This window comes from Brevibacillus sp. JB24b, assembly GCF_051713385.1.
GTDB lineage: Bacteria > Bacillota > Bacilli > Brevibacillales > Brevibacillaceae > Brevibacillus_B > Brevibacillus_B laterosporus.
In genome coordinates this window covers 4,801,496-4,819,577 of the sequence record NZ_JBNVQV010000001.1, presented here as the reverse complement: position 1 = coordinate 4,819,577, position 18,082 = coordinate 4,801,496, and the positions used below count along the sequence as shown (strand labels likewise).

Here is an 18,082-nt window from a genome sequence, read left to right as displayed (position 1 = left end):
TACAAACCGTCGGTCGGTATGTAAGATGATAATCAGGAAATCATTCCAAAAGGAGAACGTGCTCATGACACAACAGAATCACTCCATCTCCACATTTCAGATGCTACTAGCAACTACGGAAGAGATTATTCATGAACGGGGATGCCGGCAAACCACCCTACAAGAAATTATGAACAGAACCAAGTTGTCAAAAGGGGCCATTTATCATTATGTGCAAAGCAAGGATGAGTTGTTTGCCTATATTTTGCAAACGAAAATGGAAAAGGTAAATGAGCAATTTCAATATCAAGTTGAAATTGCTAAACGTGGAGAATTGCACGATCCATTAAAATCAATCATTGATGGTTTTACTGAATTGCTAGAGGGAGAAAAGGAGGTCTCCAGTCAAATTTTTATTTATCTCCTCTCTCAAAAAGAAAATAAAGAGATTGCTACTTTATTAAACCGATTTCATCAGTTCTCTGTTGATATGCAAATGAAGTGGATACAATGTGGGCAGGAGGCTGATGCTATTTCCAAAAATGTCGATCCACTGAAACTAGCCCATTTTTTTATGACAAATATGTATGGGAGTATTATTGCAAAAGAAATGGGTATAAATCAATTTTCGGCTGATGATCTATACCTTATTATGAATGATTTATTACAAAACAAAAACGAAGACAGTCAAAAAAATTAGGCATAGCAGGGGGTCAAATCTTGATCTCCATCTGCTTGACCTATAGGTGAAGGAAATGTTTCAAATGTTACGTATATGGAATACTAGCTCCTACTTTAGTAGCTCAATATTTTTTTATTAAGCACAAACCGCCAGTCGGTTTGTTGACAGGAGTGTATAGCTTATATGGAAGCAAGACCTAAAAAAACGCGCAATTTTACAATAATCCTTACGAGTATTCTATTATTGGTCATCTTGGTTATTTTGTACTACAGCTATAAAAATTACTATTACATAACAACTGATGACGCTCATGTTACAGGTGAAATCTACAAAATAGCAGCTAAGGTACCAGGGAAAATAGAACAATTCAACTTGGAAGAAGGTACTCAGGTGAGTATGAATCAAGTTGTTTCCAAACTTGAACAAGTAAATGCGAGTAATATTTCTTCTTTAGAAAACCTAGTTGTACGATCTCCAATTGATGGGATCATCATCCAAAAGCTTGCAAATCAAGGGGAGATTGTAGGAGCTGGTAATCCGTTAGCTCTTGTAATGAACAAAGCAAGCTTATATATCCAGGCCAATATTGAAGAAACCAAAGCAGGATATGTGAAAGCCGGGCAGCCGGTGGAAATTCGCTTAGATATGTTTCCCGGTCATGTGTATCAAGGCAAGGTGGAATATGTCGGAGAAGCGACGCAGTCCACATTTTCCTTGCTTCCCCCAACAAATGCAGGAGGTAGTTTTACGAAGGTAACACAACGTATTCCGGTTAAGATCAGCTTTGTTGAACAAGCGTTTAATTTTAAGCCTGGAAGTAATGCTTCGGTCACGATTCTTGTGAGATAGGAGAAAAATCATGAGTAGAACGAAACAGCGTTATCTAAATCCTATGCATTCTTCCACTCAGAACTTTTGGCCTGCTGTATTTGCCATCGTGTTAGGCACATTTATGGCGGTATTGGATACGAGTATTGTTAACGTGGCTATCCCAGAAATGATGAATGTTTTTGGGGTTTCTACAGATGAGATTCAATGGGTTGTTACGATCTATACACTTACAATGGCTGCTGTCATTCCACTTTCTGGATACATAGGTGTGCGTTATGGTATGAAAGTAAGTTATCTTGTCAGCCTGCTCCTGTTCACGTTAGGCTCGTTATTTTGTGGTTTTGCGTGGAGCAATGGAAGCATGATCGCAGCAAGGATTGTTCAAGCGATGGGGGGTGGCTTGATGATGACAATTGGACAGTCGATGATTCAATATGTTGTGCCTGCGGAAAAAATGGGCCCTGCAATGGGAGTATTCGGTATCTCGGTATTTGTCGCTCCAGCAATCGGACCTAGCTTGAGTGGCTATTTTGTAGAATATCTGGATTGGCGGCTGATTTTTACTGTAAATATTCCATTTGGATTACTGGCTCTTTATTTGGTCTGGCGCTTTTTACCAGAGACAAGCGCAGAAGGAAATCACCGCTTTGATTTACCTGGATTTGTGTACGCTAGTGTATTTCTTGTTACGATCTTGTTAGCCTTTACCAAGGGGGAACAGGAGGGCTGGAGTTCCTTTTACATCGTTTCATTATTTTTATCAGCGTTAGTTAGTGGTGTTTTATTTATACAGAGAGAGCTATCGACATCAGAGCCTTTAGTGGATATCCGTTTGTTTGCTAATCGAGATTTTACAATAGGTGTTTTGGTTAACAGCTTGATCATGGCAGCTAATTTCAGTGTCATTTATCTGCTACCCATTTACTCGGAAAACATGCTAGGGAAAACAGCAATGGAAACAGGACTTCTCTTACTACCTCAAGCTATTGCATCTGGTATTGTAACTCCGTTAAGCGGAATGCTGGCTCCTAAATGGGGGGTGAAGCCTTTTATTATTACTGGAATTGCACTTTGTATCCTATCTGGGGTAGGCATTGCTCAGATCGACCTGCATACGGATATGAACTACATAACATCGTTACTGGTACTCAGAGGTATGGGAATGGGGCTATGCTTAATGACTTCTATGCATATTCCTCTGCTAGCCATTACTGATCAAAGCAGGATACCGGCAGGATCTGTCATTACTAACGTTTCTCGACAAATGGCTATATCGATTGGAATCGCTGGCTTAATTAGCTATTTTTATCAACGAGGTGCTACACATACCGTTCAATTATCAGAAACGGCTACATATAAAAGCGTAGTAACTAGTGAGACACTCCGCCATTTTATACAGATGTTTAGTAGTAAAGGATTTTCGAGCGAGGAGGCTCACGGCATGTCATTAGGATTGATGGAGCAACTGGTTCGAAAATATGCTACTATTCAGGCTTTGCAAGATAGCTTGGCCATGGCAGTGATCGCATTCATAGTAGCTCTTGCATTGATTTTTTTGATACGGGAAAAGAAAATATCTGATGCAGCATCACCGAAACAATCAGTGCCACATGAATGAAAAAATGAAGGATACTTCGATGAAACAGGGTGGCAAGCGTACAGGTGTACCAGAGGAAGAGATAGATTCGATAGCGGAGGAATGGTAACAATCACGGAAAATGCCAAGTGACAATCCAAGAAAAGAATGGGAGAGAAGATGATGAGTAACGTGCAAAATGGTCGGTTTGCTGCAACAGCTGGAAAATCATTTGTGGTGTTTTACATTGGGATGCGCATCAATAAATGGTGGGCTATCCATAAATGGTTTCCTGTCTTTTTAGCAATGGGGAAAATGCTTAAAGAGTTATACCAGCATCCGGAATTAGGATTTATGGGAGCAGAATATTGCTGGAATGGTAGAACAATCGGTCTCATACAGTATTGGAATTCATATGAACAGCTAGAAACCTATGCACACGGGGGCTATCATCTGGAGGCTTGGAAAGCTTTTCAACGTCAAATAGGTTCAGATGGAAGTGTAGGTATTTTTCATGAAACATATAACATGGAACCTGCCAAGTATGAGGCGATTTATGCGAATATGCCGTTGTTCGGACTAGCAAAGGCAATTGGGCAGGTACCTGCAACAGGTAGATATCAAAGCTCTAGAAAAAGATTAACAGCACATCCTCCTGAAGAGAAAATAGAATAAAGCAGGGTTTCGTCTATGATGTTAGGTGACAGGCTGATGTAAGAATCAGCTTGTTTTTTATAAAAAAATATTGACAATGAGAATCAGTATCAATATTATGTAAGTGATAATAATTTTCATTTAAGGATTAGAAATATAGATATAAGGGAGAGATCTCCGTGAGCAAAATTGGGATGATATATGCGAGCATGACAGGAAACACCGAGGAAATGGCAGAATTGATTGCTGGAAGCATTCGTGAACAAGGGGTAGAAATTGAAGTAAAAGAGGTATGGAATGCGAAAGCTGCTGACTTGGTTGAATATGATGCAATCCTGTTAGGGGCATACACTTGGGGCGACGGAGATCTGCCAGATGAATTCCTCGACTTTTACGATGAAATGGACGGACTTGATCTTAGTGGTAAGAAAGCGGCAGTTTTCGGTTCTGGAGATACTAGCTATCCGATGTTTGGAGAAGCTGTAGAAACGTTGACTAAGAAGCTGCAATCCTTAGGAGCAGAAATCGTGTTGGAAGGCTTGAAGGTAGAGCTGTCACCTGGAGATAAGGAGATTGAGGAATGTAAGGAGTTTGGGTCTACCTTTGCACAGAAGCTTGGGTAATAGTCTGGGGTGAGAGTAACTTCTATTAGATATAGTGATCAATGATAAAGAAGCCAGAAGATGAAACAGAGAGTTTCTGTTTTTCATGTCTGGTTTCTTGTTCTGTTCAGCTTTCCGTTTGGAAGGCTTTCGCTTATAAAGTGAACCTGATACAAAAAAGCCCCGGAGAAGGTCTCCGGGACGAAGGTGAATAAAAAATCTTATTGTTTGTCGTAGGTAACTTTATTGGTTTTACCTTTACCTTCGAATTCCCACAAATCATCTTTACCATCAGTATCATAGATGGTTCCATCAATGTTAGCATCGTCAAACTCATCCCAGATGTCATCACAGATATCCTTGATGAATTTTTTGATTTCTGAATCGCTTAGGTCTTCATATTTACTCTTGTAATCATCAAGGTCGACTTTAATTTTTACATCGATATCATCCTCATCACCTTTTAAGGTAATATCCCATTCGATTTTTTTCCATTTACCATAAGTATCGTTCAAATCGTCTTCCAGATCATCTACATCATCTTTTTTGCTCTTTTTCTTTTTATCTGTATCCTTTTTGTTTAATTGATCTCTATAGTAGGTAACATCTTTTTCTAACGTAGAGATTTTAGAGTCTTTGTTAGCAAGCTCAGCTTGTAGTTGTGCGATTTTAGGGTCTACACGGTCTCCTACAGTTACTGTAAAGGTAGATTGATCCCAAGAAACATCCTTGTTAAATACGCCTGCCATCATGCGTAGTGGGATGTATGTAGTACCGTTAACGATGAATGGTTCGGTATCAGTATTAACTACATAGCCGTTATACTTTACTTTCACATTGTTATAAGTAGCTTGAATATTTTTTTTCACGACAGCTGCATCAGTTGTAGCAGGCAAAGCCCCAATTAACAAAGCTGAGGACAGCAAAAGTAGTGTTTTCTTTTTAAACATGTCTTTCCCCTCCAGATAGTGGATCAATTCGTCTTTTGTTATTCATTTGTAAACACTTTATCCTGATATTGAAACGGCAAATTGGCTTGGAATTCTCCCTACATTCGAATTCCTAAGAAATATACGGCTAAGTATCAGAATAGTGCTTATCACGGTTTTTTACAAGAGAAAAAAGTCATACTCTCGACCCATTTTCATCTTTTTTCCTGCTAAGTTTGTTTGATTTTTTTCCAATATTTTAGTTAAAAGCTTTCATATTGGGAAAGTTTCTTAGTTAAGATAAAACTATCCAAAGTATATAATGGTAATAATTACTAATGTTTCAGTAATGTAAACTTGAGGAAATGGTGTGAAAAGTCATTTAATCATTACATCATGATGCTTACGTAAGGTAACATTACCGTTTTAAATAAGGAATAATAGACTTGCAATTCCAAACATATAAAAAATATACTGAAGATACTCGGAAAAGATTGCTGATTATAATAAAATCAAAAATAGAAGTACTATTACAATTCGTTCAAAAAATATCCACTTTAGAGAAGATCACGGCATTGCGATAAATCAAAATATCAACTACTATGGAAAATAACTGTACTTTTGTAAGTAAATAAATAATAGTATGGGTGGTGTCAAGTTGAAACAGCAACACAACAAAAAGATGAAAGCTGGATCAGGTAAAAAAGGTAAAGCATCTGATCAATCTTCAAAATGGATTTTTTGGAGTATCGGAATCATAGCTGTTTTAGTGGTAGCGTATCTCTTCCTTATGCCAAAATCAACGCAGTTGGCATTGATGGAAGCTACAGACTATGAAGGGCAGCCTTATCTTGGGAAAGAGACTGCCAAAGTTAAAATTGTTGAGTTTGGTGACTATAAGTGCCCAGCCTGCAAAACATTTAATGAAGAGCTTGTAAAACAGATTGATAAGGATTTTGTAGAGACTGGAGTAGCTCAGTTTTATTTCTTGCAATATCCATTTATTGCTGTAGATTCTCATCGTACAGCTTTATTTGCTGAAACTGTTTATGGAGAATTAGGGAATGATTTTTTCTGGAAATTCCATGATTTATTGTATAAAAACCAACCAGCAGATCTTAAGCTAGAAGGGCAGGATTACTTTACAGAAGGTATGTTAAAAGATCTGATAAGCCAAATAGCTGACCAACAACAAACGGAAAAGGTAATGCAGGCTTTCACGGCTAAGAAATATCAAGCGGCTGTTGACAAAGATTTGGCTATTGTAAAAAGGCTTGATGTAAGGGGAACGCCAACCTTATACATTAATGGGAAGCGATTTGAGGGAAGTACGATGGATGACTTCAAAAAAGCTGTAGAAGAAGCAGCTACCCCTGCTACAGAGGGGAAATAGTGCATGAATAAGTCGTTAGTATTTTCCTGGATTACTGCACTTATTGCAACGATTGGGAGTCTTTATTTTAGTGAAGTAATGCATTTTGTACCATGTACGCTTTGCTGGTATCAGCGAATTTTGATGTATCCATTGACAATCCTGTTAGGGATAGCTGTGTATCGTAATGATACCAGTATCTATAGATACATATTGCCGCTTTCGATCGTGGGAATGATCACTTCAGCTTATCACTATGGCGTGCAGAAGGTACCCTTTATGAAGGGGGCAGCCCTCTGTACCCAAGGTGTGCCGTGCACAGGTGAGTATATTAATTGGCTTGGCTTCATCACAATACCTTTCTTGGCATTAGTTGCTTTTGTGATTATTACAATTTGTCTGCTTGTAGTGAAAAGAGAGGCAGATGCCGAGTAAGGTAGAAAAAGTGAGTATAGAAGTATCAAATGAAATGCAAAAACGATTTGAAAATAGAAACAAACAAGCAGAGTGTTGGAAGAGTTAATTCCAACACTCTGTTTGTTTATGCAACAGTATATCGATTCGTCTGCCAAGCCGAAATGTCAGATAAGCTACATCCGGAATGGTGATGTAGCTTCACCAAAGGGGACGAGTGGTAGTGGATTGCCAATACATATTTTTTCTTGTACACTTAGTAGTGGAAGTGGAAAATATAAAAAATAAAATATTTTCCTTGATTCCCCAGGAGGTGATTTCAATGCAAGAACGCATTGCTATGTGTGTGAAAGAAGAGATAAAACAATATGGCATCAAATTCACAATGGCAAACGTTGCTCAGCTTGCAGGCATTAGTACCAAGACTTTATATGGCATTTTTGTATCCAAAGAAGAGCTACTTGCCTACATTATTCAGCAGGATATGCAGCATTATTTCGATAAAGAAACAGAAATCCTACAAAATAAGCAGTTGGGACCGATTGAAAAACTAAAACAACTGTTTTTGGTCATCCCTAGTGAGCTTATCACGTTTGATTTACGATTTATAGCAGAATTAAAGAGGTTTTATCCTGATCAGTGGCAGATTTTTAACACACTCATGCATGAGGGATGGGACAATATAAGTAGGTTTATGGAAGAAGGGATTGCAGAAGGGATATTTCGACCTGTGAATGTAAAGGTATTTATCCAGATGTTTATAGGCTCCTTACAACAGATGACCTATCAGTCTCCGCTCACACAGCAGCAAATGACAGTGCAAGAGGCTCTGGAAGCCATCATGGATATTATGGTGGAGGGTGTAAGAAATAAAGAGATTGAGCCGGAAAATAGGGAGGAGAGAGCGAAATGAGCTGGGTCTTTTTAGGGGTGGCTATTTTATTAGAAGTTGCAGGTACGACTATGATGAAGCTGTCGAATGGATTAACAAAGATATGGCCAACCATTCTTATGTTTGTGTTTTATCTGATTTGTTTTTCTTCGTTAAGCCTAGCTTTAAAAAAGCTAGAGGTTGGCGTTGTGTATGCAATCTGGTCAGGGATAGGTACCGCATTGATTGCGACTATTGGAATTATCTGGTTTAAAGATAGCCTATCCGTACAAAAGGTGATTGCTATTCTATTGATCATTGCTGGGTGTGTTCTTTTAAATTTGCAGGGAGACTCCCATGGTGGATCAGCAGAAGGAAAGCACAGTGAAGAAGCTGAAATGGTAGCATCTAATAATAGGGATAGCTCGTACCAGTAAGTAAACAATCGGAAAAAACATTCGGGTTGCAAAGGAGTGCACCAAAAGATGAGACTTGGAGCTGTGGAAGCAGGTGGAACGAAGTTTGTTTGTGCAATCGGGAATGAATATGGTGATATTTTGGAGAGGACTAGCTTTCCAACCACGACGCCAAAAGAAACATTGGACCAGGTTATTGACTTTTTACATCGAAAGAACGTAGATGCAATTGGGATAGGTTCGTTTGGACCGATAGATGTAAACACGAGTAGTAATACCTATGGGTATGTAATGAATACACCAAAGCTGGCTTGGAGAAATTATGATGTTCTTGGTCATATGAAAGAACATTTTTCGGTTCCAATTGCCTTTGATACAGATGTGAATGCTGCTGCATTGGGAGAAGCTACTTGGGGAGCCGCTAAAGGCTTAGATAGTTGCATCTATATGACAGTGGGTACTGGAATTGGTGTTGGAGCTATTGTGGAAGGGAAGCTTTTACACGGTATGTCTCACCCAGAGATGGGACATATTTTGTTAAAACCACATCATACAGATTCATTTACAGGTGTGTGTCCGTACCATGGTAACTGTTTAGAAGGCATGGCATCTGGACCAGCTATTGAGAAACGGTGGAATCAACAGGGAACAGAATTGCAAACAAGCACAGAGGTTTGGGAACTAGAAGCCTATTATCTAGCGCAGGCTTTGATGAATTATGTCCTTATCTTAGCTCCTAAAAGGCTTATCATAGGTGGAGGGGTTATGAAGCAAAAGCAACTATATCCACTATTGAGTCGACAATTGATCGAACTATTACAAGGTTATGTGAGTGAAAATGAGTATTTCTATGGTGATTTATCAACCTACATTGTTCCTCCAGCCCTTGGAGATAATGCAGGGGTGTCTGGTGCTTTGGCATTAGCAAAGGGAAGCTTGGTGCAGGGGTAAAAGTAATTTTAGTTATGGAGGAATAGAAGCTGATAGGTGTTTGAAGATGATACTGATAATAAGTATAAAGGGTTGAGCAAATGAAAACTGCTCAACCCTTCTTTGTAATCGCACTGCTCAATCAAACGTAAAACCAACGTTGCTCCAACCGCTCCAGCTATTTATGCTTTTTTACAAGAAAAACTCATTTCCATAGTCTACCTCAGCTTTCCCACAACTTTTCCTCAAGATGAACATTCACCTGACATGCCCCGTTAGTACATTGTTCTTATAAGAAGTTATTCTTGTAAAACTAACTATGAAGGGGCTTGATTTGAATGAATAAAAAGCATCAAGATGGATGATTGGGGCGTTAGCACTAGCAGTTTTTGCACCAACGGCGGCCTTTGCGGCAACGAATACAAATGTAGATGAAACGAAAGTAGAAAGAACCTTTCATCAAAAAGGCGGATACGACTCACTAGAGAATAGACAAACCAATCAACAAGAATTAATGAAGATTATCAACAAATACAATCCTGATCTAGCTGACGATTTCCAGAAACTATTTGACCAGCAGGAAAAAGGGAAAGTAGAAGTGGATGAAGCAACCAAGAAAAAGCTAGATGAAATTCGTGAACAAGTAAAAAACGGTACGTTAACTCAAGAACAAGCTAATGAGAAGCTTGGTGTGAAAGGCTTTGACAAAGGCAATGTGGAATTTCGGAAAGTGGAAGTGGATGAAGCAACCAAGAAAAAGCTAGATGAAATTCGTGAACAAGTAAAAAACGGTACGTTAACTCAAGAACAAGCTAATGAGAAGCTTGGTGTGAAAGGCTTTGACAAAGGCAATGTGGAATTTCGGAAAGTGGAAGTGGATGAAGCAACCAAGAAAAAGCTAGATGAAATTCGTGAACAAGTAAAAAACGGTACGTTAACTCAAGAACAAGCTAATGAGAAGCTTGGTGTGAAAGGCTTTGACAAAGGTAATGTGAAATATGGGAAAGTAGAAGTGGATGAAGCAACCAAGACAAAGCTAGATGAAATTCGTGAACAAATGAAAAATGGTACGTTAACTCAAGAACAGGCAAAAGAAGAAATGGAAAAATTGGGCTTTAAGCACGCTGTTCGTGAAGGCAAAGAAAATATCATGGAACAGATTAAAGTAGCAGCCGATGCGGATGATGCTGATACAGTGAACAAACTGCTACATGAGTTGTTAGAAAACATGCAAAACAAAAAACACCTAGAAGCAAATGCTGAATAATTGAAGTATGCATATAATTGGATAAGGCTCTGTGAAGAAAGCGAAACTATACTGTCAATCATTATAGACAACCATCTACGATAACAACTTGCTGTTGTCCTATTAGGAGATATCTGTATACAAAAAAACGTCCGATTTGGCGAGTCGGACGTCTGTTTACTTAACTAGTTATTTCTGGGTCAGTTTATATCTGTTCTTTATTTATTTGTTCGAAGTAAGTAAATGATTGCTCTAAGAGATACACCAGCTGGTCGCTCTGCTCCTTGCCCAAGAAATCAATTAACCCTTCAAAAATATTCGTAGCCTGTTCACTGGCCTCTTTGGCGATTTGTTTACCCTTTTCAGATAACGTTATTTCAGCTATTCTTCGATCTGTTGGATGGACCGAACGTTTGACATAATCATTTTTAATCAAATTATTAATCATTTGGGTTACGGTTGGAGAAGTGACCTGCAAAATTTTACTAATATCAGAAACAGTAATGCCTTCGTTGTCCGCCTGTTTACTACCTTCTTTTACAGCCAGCAGTAAACGAACTTCACTTGCTTTAATGTTCCATTTGGTTTGTTGTTTTCGCCAGTCTGACTTTGCTAAACGTGAGAACAGACTTCTTAATTGTGTAACATTCTCATAGCTATTTGCATTCATTTTTACCACCTCAATTGTTATTTTAACGTAAACGAATACAGCTAACACAAGAGCTTTCAATATTCGGGAATGATAATGAAGGTATTAACTCAAAATAAATCTTGAAAATATAAAAATCAGCCTTATAATATTTATTAGGTTGCCTACCTAATTATTTTATCAAGATATAAGTTTTAACACAATAGTAAAGGGGAATGGAATGGAGAACTTATCACAGAAACAAAAAGTTGTTGTAATGATCGCGTTAATGGCATCGATGTTTTTTGCGGCCATCAATCAAACGCTTGTCAGTTCAGCTATGCCAAGGATTATCGCTATGTTGGGCGGCTTGGATTATTACTCATGGGTCATCACGGTTTATATGCTAACCTCTACGGTGGCTACTATTTTGGTTGGTAAGTTATCGGATATCTACGGACGAAAACCGTTCCTATTAACTGGAATTGTCATTTTCATGTTGGGTTCCTTTCTTACCGGCTTATCCACTAATATCTTTCAGATGATTGTGTATCGGGGAATTCAGGGCATAGGTGGTGGAGTTTTGATGTCCGTCACGACAATGGCCGTTGGTGATTTATTTATGCCTCGTGAAAGAGCGAAATGGACAGGACTCATGATGGCTATTTTCGGTTTTTCCAGCGTTGTTGGACCGACCTTAGGTGGTATCATGATTGATAATATGGATTGGAAATGGTTGTTTTGGGCGTTTTTGCCTCTTGGAATTGTCGCTTTTATGATGATCTTACGGATGTTTCCAAAGACACCCCGTGTTAAATCGGAATCGATTGATTATTGGGGTTCGCTCTTTTTGTCTCTTTTCATTATTACGCTTTTATTAGGCTTTTCTTGGGCAGGATCAAAATATTCATGGGGCTCAATAGAGATTATTGGATTGTTCCTAGCAGCGCTAATATTCGCTGTTATTTTGATTCTGATTGAACGTAAAGTAAAAAGCCCCGTTTTGCCATTGTCCCTTTTTAAAAACAGGATTGTAACCAATTCTAACGTTGTTGGATTTCTTATGAATGCAGGAATGATGGGGGCTATGGTATATTTGCCTTTTTTCGTACAGGGCGTTAAGGGGTTAAGTCCGACCCAATCTGGATTTGTTAATATGCCTATGTCATTGATGATGGTCATACTGAGCAGTATGGCTGGTCGATGGATATCTAAATCAGGAAAATACAAGCGCTATGCAATTTTCGGTATCTTTTTCATGATCCTGGGTATGTTGCTGATGGGATTTATGAACAGTATTGCATTAGCTGTGGTGAGTATGTGTTTGTTCGGATTGGGACTAGGATTAGGGATGCCAGTCTTTACATTAGCCGCTCAAAATGCAGTTTCGTTAAACCAACTAGGTGTGGTAACGGCTACAGCAACCTTGTTTAGAAATTTAGGAGGAACGATTGGGATCGCTGTATTCGGTTCTATCATGAACTCCATACTTAAGCGGAAGTTGGAAGAAACGATCGCTTCAGGAGAAGGTCTGAATCTGTCTCAATTAGACCCACAGCAAGCGGAACAACTGGTACCATTTCTAAATCCGCAAGTTCTATTGGATCAACCAAAATTAAAGATGATTGAAGCTACGTTGCCGGAAGGACTTCAATTGTATTTTGCACAAATGATGGATATGCTCCGATCCGTATTGAGCGATACACTGTCAACTGTGTTTTTTACTGGGGCTGGGATCTTGGTTGTCGCACTGGTGTTGGTCTTCTTCCTCAAAGAAATACCGCTACGTTCTGCCGATAAAGGTACATCACAGCAAGAAAGCTAACCGGAGCAATACGGGTACTATCGGAAGATGATGATAATGATGATGAAATTCTGCAAAAATAAAAATAAGCTGATCGCGATGGTGCGATCGGCTTATTTTCTGTACAGGTCATCTCATCCACGTATTATGCTTGTTCGTCATTTAAAAGATTATATTTCATCGCATATTCAACAAGTTCCCTTTTTCTAGAAACGTTAAGTTTATTCATAATTCTCGTCTTATGAGTATCAACTGTTTTGATACTCAACATTAATTCCTGAGCCGTCTCAACTAGAGAATATCCTCTTACAAGAAACCGTAAGACCTCACGTTCGCGGGGACTTAAAATTACGTAAGGATTTCGTGAATCGGTTTCTGACGGCGTTCTTTTAAGTATTGATGAAATCAATGTCTGAGTTTCTTTTGGCCGAAGGTATACATATCCGTTCATAACGGTATCAATAGCTGTATATAATTCTTCATCTACTGCCGCCTTAGGAACGTAACCTGAAGCGCCCGCATGCATGATAGATGTTATGTAGTCTTCATCTTCATGCATTGTAAGTACAATTACTTTAGCTTGTTCATGACGCATTTTAATTTCTCTAAGAACTTGAATTCCGTCCAGGCGTGGCATACTGATGTCGAGTATTAAAATATGAGGTCTTATATCTTCATAAAGCCGAATTGCTTCCACTCCATCGGCAGCTTCACCTACAACTTTTAAGGATGGTTTCTTATGCAGTAGCAGTTTTAAGCCCGATCTCAGTAAAGAGTGGTCATCAACTAGCATGATTTGGACTGTCTGTTCCATTACTGCCCCCTTTTTCCAATGGTAGCGGGATAGACACCATGAGTTCGGTCCCACCGATATTCGTAGTTTTGACAGAGAAAGAACCGCCAAGCAACTCGGCTCTTTCCTTCATACCATATATTCCAATTCGATTTTGCTGGCGAGCCCTTTCAAAATCCTCCTGCTGGATACCGTGCCCGTTATCATGGATCGTCAATTGTATACCATAATCTACGATGCTCATATTAATCACAATCTGGGTGGCTACTGTATGCTTGACTACATTAGTTAGGCTTTCTTGAAGAATTCGGTACAAGGCTACAGCAGCATGATTATCGATAATCATTTCATCTTTAGGGATGAATAGGATAACCGCAATACCGTATTTCTCTTCAAACTTTCTAGTATATTTTTTTATTGCCGGGATTAAACCCATATCATCTAAAATGGGTGGCCTTAATTCTACCGCTAAATCTCTAATTTCTCGCAAAATACTTGCTGCAATCTCTCGGCTGGAGTTCAACAACTCCTGCTGTTCGATATCTTTAGCTTCATTAGCCAAAACACGCATTGTGACCATCAGAGAAGTAAGAGCTTGGCTTGTTTCATCATGAAGTTCACGAGAAATTCTTTTTCTCTCATCCTCCTGAGCAGATAACAGCTTCAAGATAAGCGTGTCTCGAAGCTTGTCTTTTTCTTGAAGTTCCTTCAATAGTGTTTCTACCTCAGTGTTAGAGTTAATTAAGTTGTCAGCCATTTCATTGAAAGCTTGCGCTAGTTTCCCTACTTCGTCTTCACTTGTTACTTTAGCCCTCAAAGTCAAATTTCCAGCTGATATGCCTGTTGCAACAGCAACCAAACTATTTATCGGTTTCGTAATAAAGCGAGTAACATAATAAGTGATTCCAGCAGTTCCTATGCAAACCAATAATGTCGCTAAAATCAATTCACCAATCTTAATGAAAATATAGGTTTTTGCCTGTTTTTCCTCCATGCCAACGCGAACAAAGCCTACCTCTCCTCCTTCTATGGGAACGAGGATATCGTGGATATTCCCTTCGTCTGAAGTTAGTGTGGCAACTTGTTGACTATTTAAGCCATTAGGAGTATGTGAATGTAATATTCCCTTTGGTATGTGATTGGAGAACGTGTGCCCTACAAGACTGTTATTACTATTGATTATCAAGATATAACGAACATCTTCATTCGCTTTTTGTGCCTGGGAGATGAGGAGATGAATCGAAAATTGATCATCAATAAGAATGTAGTCAGAACTCAATGCCGCAATATTATTCGCAATATTGACTCCGCGTTTCTTAAGCTCTTCACCCATCATTTTTGTAAGTGAATCCCAAATGATCCATCCTAAAACTGAGGCAAGAAAGAGTAGCGCAACGATGATAGTTCCAAATATCTTTTGGTTTATCTGAAATTTTTTCATCCATCTCATAAGTGACCTCATTTATAAAACCCTGTACTGTAAGCGGTATCATATAATTGCGGATCAAAAGGAACAAATCGATCAATGCATAAACCCTGCAACGCTGGTTTTATGGTTTCTTGCTCGTGAATGGTTAAAAAACTCTCTCTAATAATTTTCTTTTCTTCATCTGGTAAACTGCTACTGATTACCACTGGACTGGTACCTGTTGGCTCTGACTTAGCAATAATTTGTAACGTATCGGCTAATTCAGGATTTTTTAGTTTGGTTTGTTCGTAAACCAAACTATTCACAGCAGCAGCATCAACAACCCTATCTATTACTGCTTTCAGAGAGTTTTCATGATTGTACGTATAAACATAGCTGCCAAAGAAATGCTCCGGAGTTTCACCAAAATCAGCTAACTTTTCGCTTACAAAAATATAACTGGAATAACTGGTGGGATCGGTAATGGCGACACTTTTTCCTCTTAAATTATTGATATCTATAATATTGCTGTCACGATTTACAACAAGATAACCATAATAGTAAGGTACTCCCATTCGCTCCTGCATCGCAATTGCTTCAAATCCCTCGACTTGTTTGTAAGTTTGATACGCACCCGATGAAAGCAAGGCTATGTCAGCACCACCGTTCATCATTAGCATGCTTAATTCATGATAACTCTTGCGCTGAATAAGAATTGCTGGCCTATTGAGTTTCTCACCCAGATAATCTGCAATTTTTCTGTAGTACATAACCGTATCACTCGGCGATAGTACACTTGAAATTGCCACTCGTATCGGGAAAGGTTCGCTATTTTGGGAAGTAACGGGCGTAACATCAGACTCAGAAAAAACAATTTGATAATTTGAATTTTTGTTCTGGCATCCTGACGCAAGTAACGTAAGCAAAATAATAAGTAGTATTCTCAGCGTCCTTATCATGCTTTTCTCCATTCTTTATAGGGAACTTCAAACAAAAATAACGAATCAACTCGAGGGTAGTAATCTCTGGATTGCATGTAGTGCTCCAAGTATAGCACATCCTCTATGACTACCTATACCCCAGTATTTACAGGATAGTGTACATGATCTTTAGAGTAAATCAAGTAAAGAAAGCTTTTTAAATCTGTACCAAATTTCGGTACATCTCGTATAGGAATATTTCTGACAAGACCTCCTAAAATATCTTACAAAAAAATCAGATGTTTGCTGATATTTTTACAACGTAAATTTCCACGATAATAAAAAACAAGGAGGTTAATGTGACGCTAAGCATTTTTGAAAGCACTATCATAAATCCAGTGATTAGCTGAAATTTTCATTCACATCTAACTTGAAACAGGTAAAGGCTATAGAGATTAATACAAATATTTTCTCGAAAGAAAGGTTATGTGTACTAGCACAAAAACCAAAAAACGATGGTTATCTATTTATGTCCTATTCATAACAGCTAAGAATTGAGGTTGATGGTATGATTTCATTTTTAAAGCCGAAGATCAATACTACAAAAGTAGCGACAGAACATATTCAAAAAACCTATAAGCTCTTCCGATTGCAATCATTAGTTGGTGTTTTTTTTGGTTACATGGCTTATTATATTGTCCGCAATAACTTTGCATTATCTACTCCTTATCTAAAAGAGCAACTCCACCTTAGTGCTACAGAAGTTGGACTGTTAAGCAGTTGTCTGCTAATTGCGTATGGAATTAGCAAGGGATTCATGAGCAGTCTTGCCGATAAAGCAGATCCTAAAAGGTATATGGCGCTTGGTTTGCTCATGTGTGGACTGGTCAATATAATGATGGGATTCACGACGGCATTCTGGATGTTTGCCGCTCTCGTTGTACTGAACGGTATTTTTCAGGGAATGGGAGTTGGGCCTAGCTTTATTACCATCGCAAACTGGTTTCCTCGTAAGGAGAGAGGGTTTGTCGGCGCCATCTGGAATATATCGCATAATTTGGGTGGTGGTATCGTAGCACCTATCGTTGGCGTCGGCTTTGCTATGCTTGGATCCGACCAATGGCAAGCAGCAAGCTACCAAGTACCGGCAGCAGTTGCTATCGTTTTTGCCATGGTTGTATTAGCCTTGACAAAGGGTTCCCCGGTAAACGAAGGATTGCCGCCTTTAAACGAAATCATCAAGGATGATCTAGACTCGACTTTGCAACAAAGAGCTGATTCCAAACCGCCAGAGGATATGACTGTCTGGCAAATCTTCAAAAATTATGTATTATGCAATAAAAATGCATGGTTTGTTTCCTTTGTAGACGTTTTTGTATATATGGTTCGTTTTGGCATTATAAGTTGGTTGCCAATTTATCTGTTGAATGTAAAACATTTCACCAAAGTAGAAATGAGCGTTGCCTTTTTATTTTTTGAATGGGCAGCCATTCCGTCCACTCTCTTGGTTGGTTATCTTTCGGACAAGTTTTTCAAGGGATATCGCATGCCACCAGCTATCATTGCTATGGTGTTAATTTTCTTCTGTATAATTGGCTACTGGCAAAGTGGTACTTTATTTGCAACTACGGTCTTTGCCGCGATAATTGGTTGTCTGATTTACGTTCCACAATTTCTGGCTTCCGTACAAACTCTGGAGGTAGTACCACCTTTTGCGGTTGGTTCCGCGGTTGGTTTGCGGGGCTTTATGAGCTATATCTTGGGTGCATCTTTAGGTACTACCCTCTTTGGTGTGATGGTTGACAAAGTAGGCTGGAATGGTGGTTTCTATGTACTATTGTCTGCTGTTGTCTGCTGCATTATTTTCTGTATATTGACCCATTTAGGGGCAAAAGAGCTAGAACGCAATAAGAAACAGGAAGCCTCAGAATTATAAAAAAGGGCCCGAATTCTGAACAAGAGAGTTCGGGCTTTAAGTTTATATTCTATACGAAAAACACTAGAGCAGATCCAAAAGCATTAGATGA

General features: G+C 38.9%; 18 protein-coding genes. 13 read left to right on the top strand and 5 right to left on the bottom strand.

All coding sequences use genetic code 11. From position 1 onward, the window contains the following. Positions 1-64: 64 nt before the first annotated feature. The 5 genes from ACQV1I_RS22560 (at position 65) to ACQV1I_RS22540 (ending at position 4,345) form a co-directional block, all read left to right on the top strand. Positions 65-679 carry a TetR/AcrR family transcriptional regulator gene (locus ACQV1I_RS22560; protein WP_094700405.1) on the top strand — a complete coding sequence of 205 codons (615 nt, stop codon included), beginning with the start codon at positions 65-67 and terminating at the stop codon, positions 677-679. A 165-nt stretch (positions 680-844) separates the two neighbouring features. After that, a complete protein-coding gene (locus ACQV1I_RS22555; RefSeq protein ID WP_116334332.1) occupies positions 845-1,510 on the top strand; it encodes an efflux RND transporter periplasmic adaptor subunit in 666 nt (221 codons plus the stop codon). A 10-nt stretch (positions 1,511-1,520) separates the two neighbouring features. After that, positions 1,521-3,110 carry an MDR family MFS transporter gene (locus ACQV1I_RS22550; RefSeq protein ID WP_116334331.1) on the top strand — a complete coding sequence of 530 codons (1,590 nt, stop codon included), beginning with the start codon at positions 1,521-1,523 and terminating at the stop codon, positions 3,108-3,110. A gap of 141 nt (positions 3,111-3,251) precedes the next feature. Next, positions 3,252-3,743, top strand: coding sequence for a DUF4188 domain-containing protein (locus tag ACQV1I_RS22545; protein ID WP_116334330.1), 492 nt, complete (start codon positions 3,252-3,254; stop codon positions 3,741-3,743). Positions 3,744-3,901: 158 nt separating this feature from the next. Next, on the top strand, positions 3,902-4,345 hold the full coding sequence (locus ACQV1I_RS22540) for a flavodoxin (RefSeq protein WP_104065006.1): 444 nt from the start codon (positions 3,902-3,904) through the stop codon (positions 4,343-4,345). 200 nt (positions 4,346-4,545) lie between these two features. Here the strand turns inward: ACQV1I_RS22540 and ACQV1I_RS22535 are convergent, their stop codons facing one another. Next, positions 4,546-5,274 (bottom strand): copper amine oxidase N-terminal domain-containing protein, encoded by a 729-nt coding sequence (locus ACQV1I_RS22535; RefSeq protein WP_094700410.1) that lies wholly within the window; start codon positions 5,272-5,274, stop codon positions 4,546-4,548. A gap of 637 nt (positions 5,275-5,911) precedes the next feature. On the opposite strand from ACQV1I_RS22535, the gene ACQV1I_RS22530 reads away from it, so the two are divergent. From ACQV1I_RS22530 to ACQV1I_RS22505, 6 genes are all read left to right on the top strand, one after another. After that, positions 5,912-6,646, top strand: a complete 735-nt coding sequence (locus ACQV1I_RS22530) for a DsbA family protein (protein WP_094700411.1) — start codon at positions 5,912-5,914, stop codon at positions 6,644-6,646. Positions 6,647-6,649: 3 nt separating this feature from the next. Further along, a complete protein-coding gene (locus ACQV1I_RS22525; RefSeq protein ID WP_094700412.1) occupies positions 6,650-7,060 on the top strand; it encodes a disulfide oxidoreductase in 411 nt (136 codons plus the stop codon). Between the two features lie 301 nt (positions 7,061-7,361). Beyond that, complete coding sequence (locus tag ACQV1I_RS22520; protein ID WP_116334329.1) at positions 7,362-7,952, top strand: TetR/AcrR family transcriptional regulator; 591 nt, start codon at positions 7,362-7,364, stop codon at positions 7,950-7,952. After that, a complete protein-coding gene (locus tag ACQV1I_RS22515; protein ID WP_116334328.1) occupies positions 7,949-8,347 on the top strand; it encodes a DMT family transporter in 399 nt (132 codons plus the stop codon). Before ACQV1I_RS22520 ends, ACQV1I_RS22515 begins: the two co-directional genes overlap by 4 nt. 48 nt (positions 8,348-8,395) lie before the next feature. Further along, positions 8,396-9,277, top strand: a complete 882-nt coding sequence (locus ACQV1I_RS22510) for an ROK family protein (protein ID WP_116334327.1) — start codon at positions 8,396-8,398, stop codon at positions 9,275-9,277. Between the two features lie 340 nt (positions 9,278-9,617). Beyond that, positions 9,618-10,523 (top strand): hypothetical protein, encoded by a 906-nt coding sequence (locus tag ACQV1I_RS22505; protein WP_438769823.1) that lies wholly within the window; start codon positions 9,618-9,620, stop codon positions 10,521-10,523. Positions 10,524-10,707: 184 nt separating this feature from the next. On the opposite strand, the gene ACQV1I_RS22500 is transcribed toward ACQV1I_RS22505, so the two are convergent. Further along, on the bottom strand, positions 10,708-11,172 hold the full coding sequence (locus ACQV1I_RS22500) for a MarR family winged helix-turn-helix transcriptional regulator (protein WP_116334326.1): 465 nt from the start codon (positions 11,170-11,172) through the stop codon (positions 10,708-10,710). Positions 11,173-11,371: 199 nt separating this feature from the next. On the opposite strand from ACQV1I_RS22500, the gene ACQV1I_RS22495 reads away from it, so the two are divergent. Further along, positions 11,372-12,955 (top strand): MDR family MFS transporter, encoded by a 1,584-nt coding sequence (locus ACQV1I_RS22495; RefSeq protein WP_116334325.1) that lies wholly within the window; start codon positions 11,372-11,374, stop codon positions 12,953-12,955. Positions 12,956-13,079: 124 nt separating this feature from the next. On the opposite strand, the gene ACQV1I_RS22490 is transcribed toward ACQV1I_RS22495, so the two are convergent. From ACQV1I_RS22490 to ACQV1I_RS22480, 3 genes are read right to left on the bottom strand one after another with little or no spacing between them, the layout of a single operon-like run. Next, positions 13,080-13,748, bottom strand: a complete 669-nt coding sequence (locus ACQV1I_RS22490) for a response regulator (protein ID WP_116334324.1) — start codon at positions 13,746-13,748, stop codon at positions 13,080-13,082. Next, complete coding sequence (locus ACQV1I_RS22485; protein ID WP_116334323.1) at positions 13,717-15,177, bottom strand: HAMP domain-containing sensor histidine kinase; 1,461 nt, start codon at positions 15,175-15,177, stop codon at positions 13,717-13,719. Before ACQV1I_RS22485 ends, ACQV1I_RS22490 begins: the two co-directional genes overlap by 32 nt. Positions 15,178-15,185: 8 nt before the next feature. Further along, positions 15,186-16,094, bottom strand: a complete 909-nt coding sequence (locus ACQV1I_RS22480; protein ID WP_116334322.1) for a substrate-binding domain-containing protein — start codon at positions 16,092-16,094, stop codon at positions 15,186-15,188. A 529-nt stretch (positions 16,095-16,623) separates the two neighbouring features. On the opposite strand from ACQV1I_RS22480, the gene pgtP reads away from it, so the two are divergent. Next, complete coding sequence (gene pgtP / locus ACQV1I_RS22475; RefSeq protein WP_116334321.1) at positions 16,624-17,991, top strand: phosphoglycerate transporter PgtP; 1,368 nt, start codon at positions 16,624-16,626, stop codon at positions 17,989-17,991. Positions 17,992-18,082: the final 91 nt, after the last annotated feature.

Bases quoted from the DNA above. Each gene is read 5' to 3' on its own strand.
- ACQV1I_RS22560 (WP_094700405.1), top strand. From the start codon at position 65: ATGACACAACAGAATCACTCCATCTCCACATTTCAGATGCTACTAGCA.
- ACQV1I_RS22555 (WP_116334332.1), top strand. From the start codon at position 845: ATGGAAGCAAGACCTAAAAAAACGCGCAATTTTACAATAATCCTTACG.
- ACQV1I_RS22550 (WP_116334331.1), top strand. From the start codon at position 1,521: ATGAGTAGAACGAAACAGCGTTATCTAAATCCTATGCATTCTTCCACT.
- ACQV1I_RS22545 (WP_116334330.1), top strand. From the start codon at position 3,252: ATGAGTAACGTGCAAAATGGTCGGTTTGCTGCAACAGCTGGAAAATCA.
- ACQV1I_RS22535 (WP_094700410.1), bottom strand. From the start codon at position 5,274: ATGTTTAAAAAGAAAACACTACTTTTGCTGTCCTCAGCTTTGTTAATT.
- ACQV1I_RS22525 (WP_094700412.1), top strand. From the start codon at position 6,650: ATGAATAAGTCGTTAGTATTTTCCTGGATTACTGCACTTATTGCAACG.
- ACQV1I_RS22520 (WP_116334329.1), top strand. From the start codon at position 7,362: ATGCAAGAACGCATTGCTATGTGTGTGAAAGAAGAGATAAAACAATAT.
- ACQV1I_RS22515 (WP_116334328.1), top strand. From the start codon at position 7,949: ATGAGCTGGGTCTTTTTAGGGGTGGCTATTTTATTAGAAGTTGCAGGT.
- ACQV1I_RS22510 (WP_116334327.1), top strand. From the start codon at position 8,396: ATGAGACTTGGAGCTGTGGAAGCAGGTGGAACGAAGTTTGTTTGTGCA.
- ACQV1I_RS22505 (WP_438769823.1), top strand. From the start codon at position 9,618: ATGATTGGGGCGTTAGCACTAGCAGTTTTTGCACCAACGGCGGCCTTT.
- ACQV1I_RS22500 (WP_116334326.1), bottom strand. From the start codon at position 11,172: ATGAATGCAAATAGCTATGAGAATGTTACACAATTAAGAAGTCTGTTC.
- ACQV1I_RS22495 (WP_116334325.1), top strand. From the start codon at position 11,372: ATGGAGAACTTATCACAGAAACAAAAAGTTGTTGTAATGATCGCGTTA.
- ACQV1I_RS22490 (WP_116334324.1), bottom strand. From the start codon at position 13,748: ATGGAACAGACAGTCCAAATCATGCTAGTTGATGACCACTCTTTACTG.
- ACQV1I_RS22485 (WP_116334323.1), bottom strand. From the start codon at position 15,177: ATGAGATGGATGAAAAAATTTCAGATAAACCAAAAGATATTTGGAACT.
- ACQV1I_RS22480 (WP_116334322.1), bottom strand. From the start codon at position 16,094: ATGATAAGGACGCTGAGAATACTACTTATTATTTTGCTTACGTTACTT.
- pgtP (WP_116334321.1), top strand. From the start codon at position 16,624: ATGATTTCATTTTTAAAGCCGAAGATCAATACTACAAAAGTAGCGACA.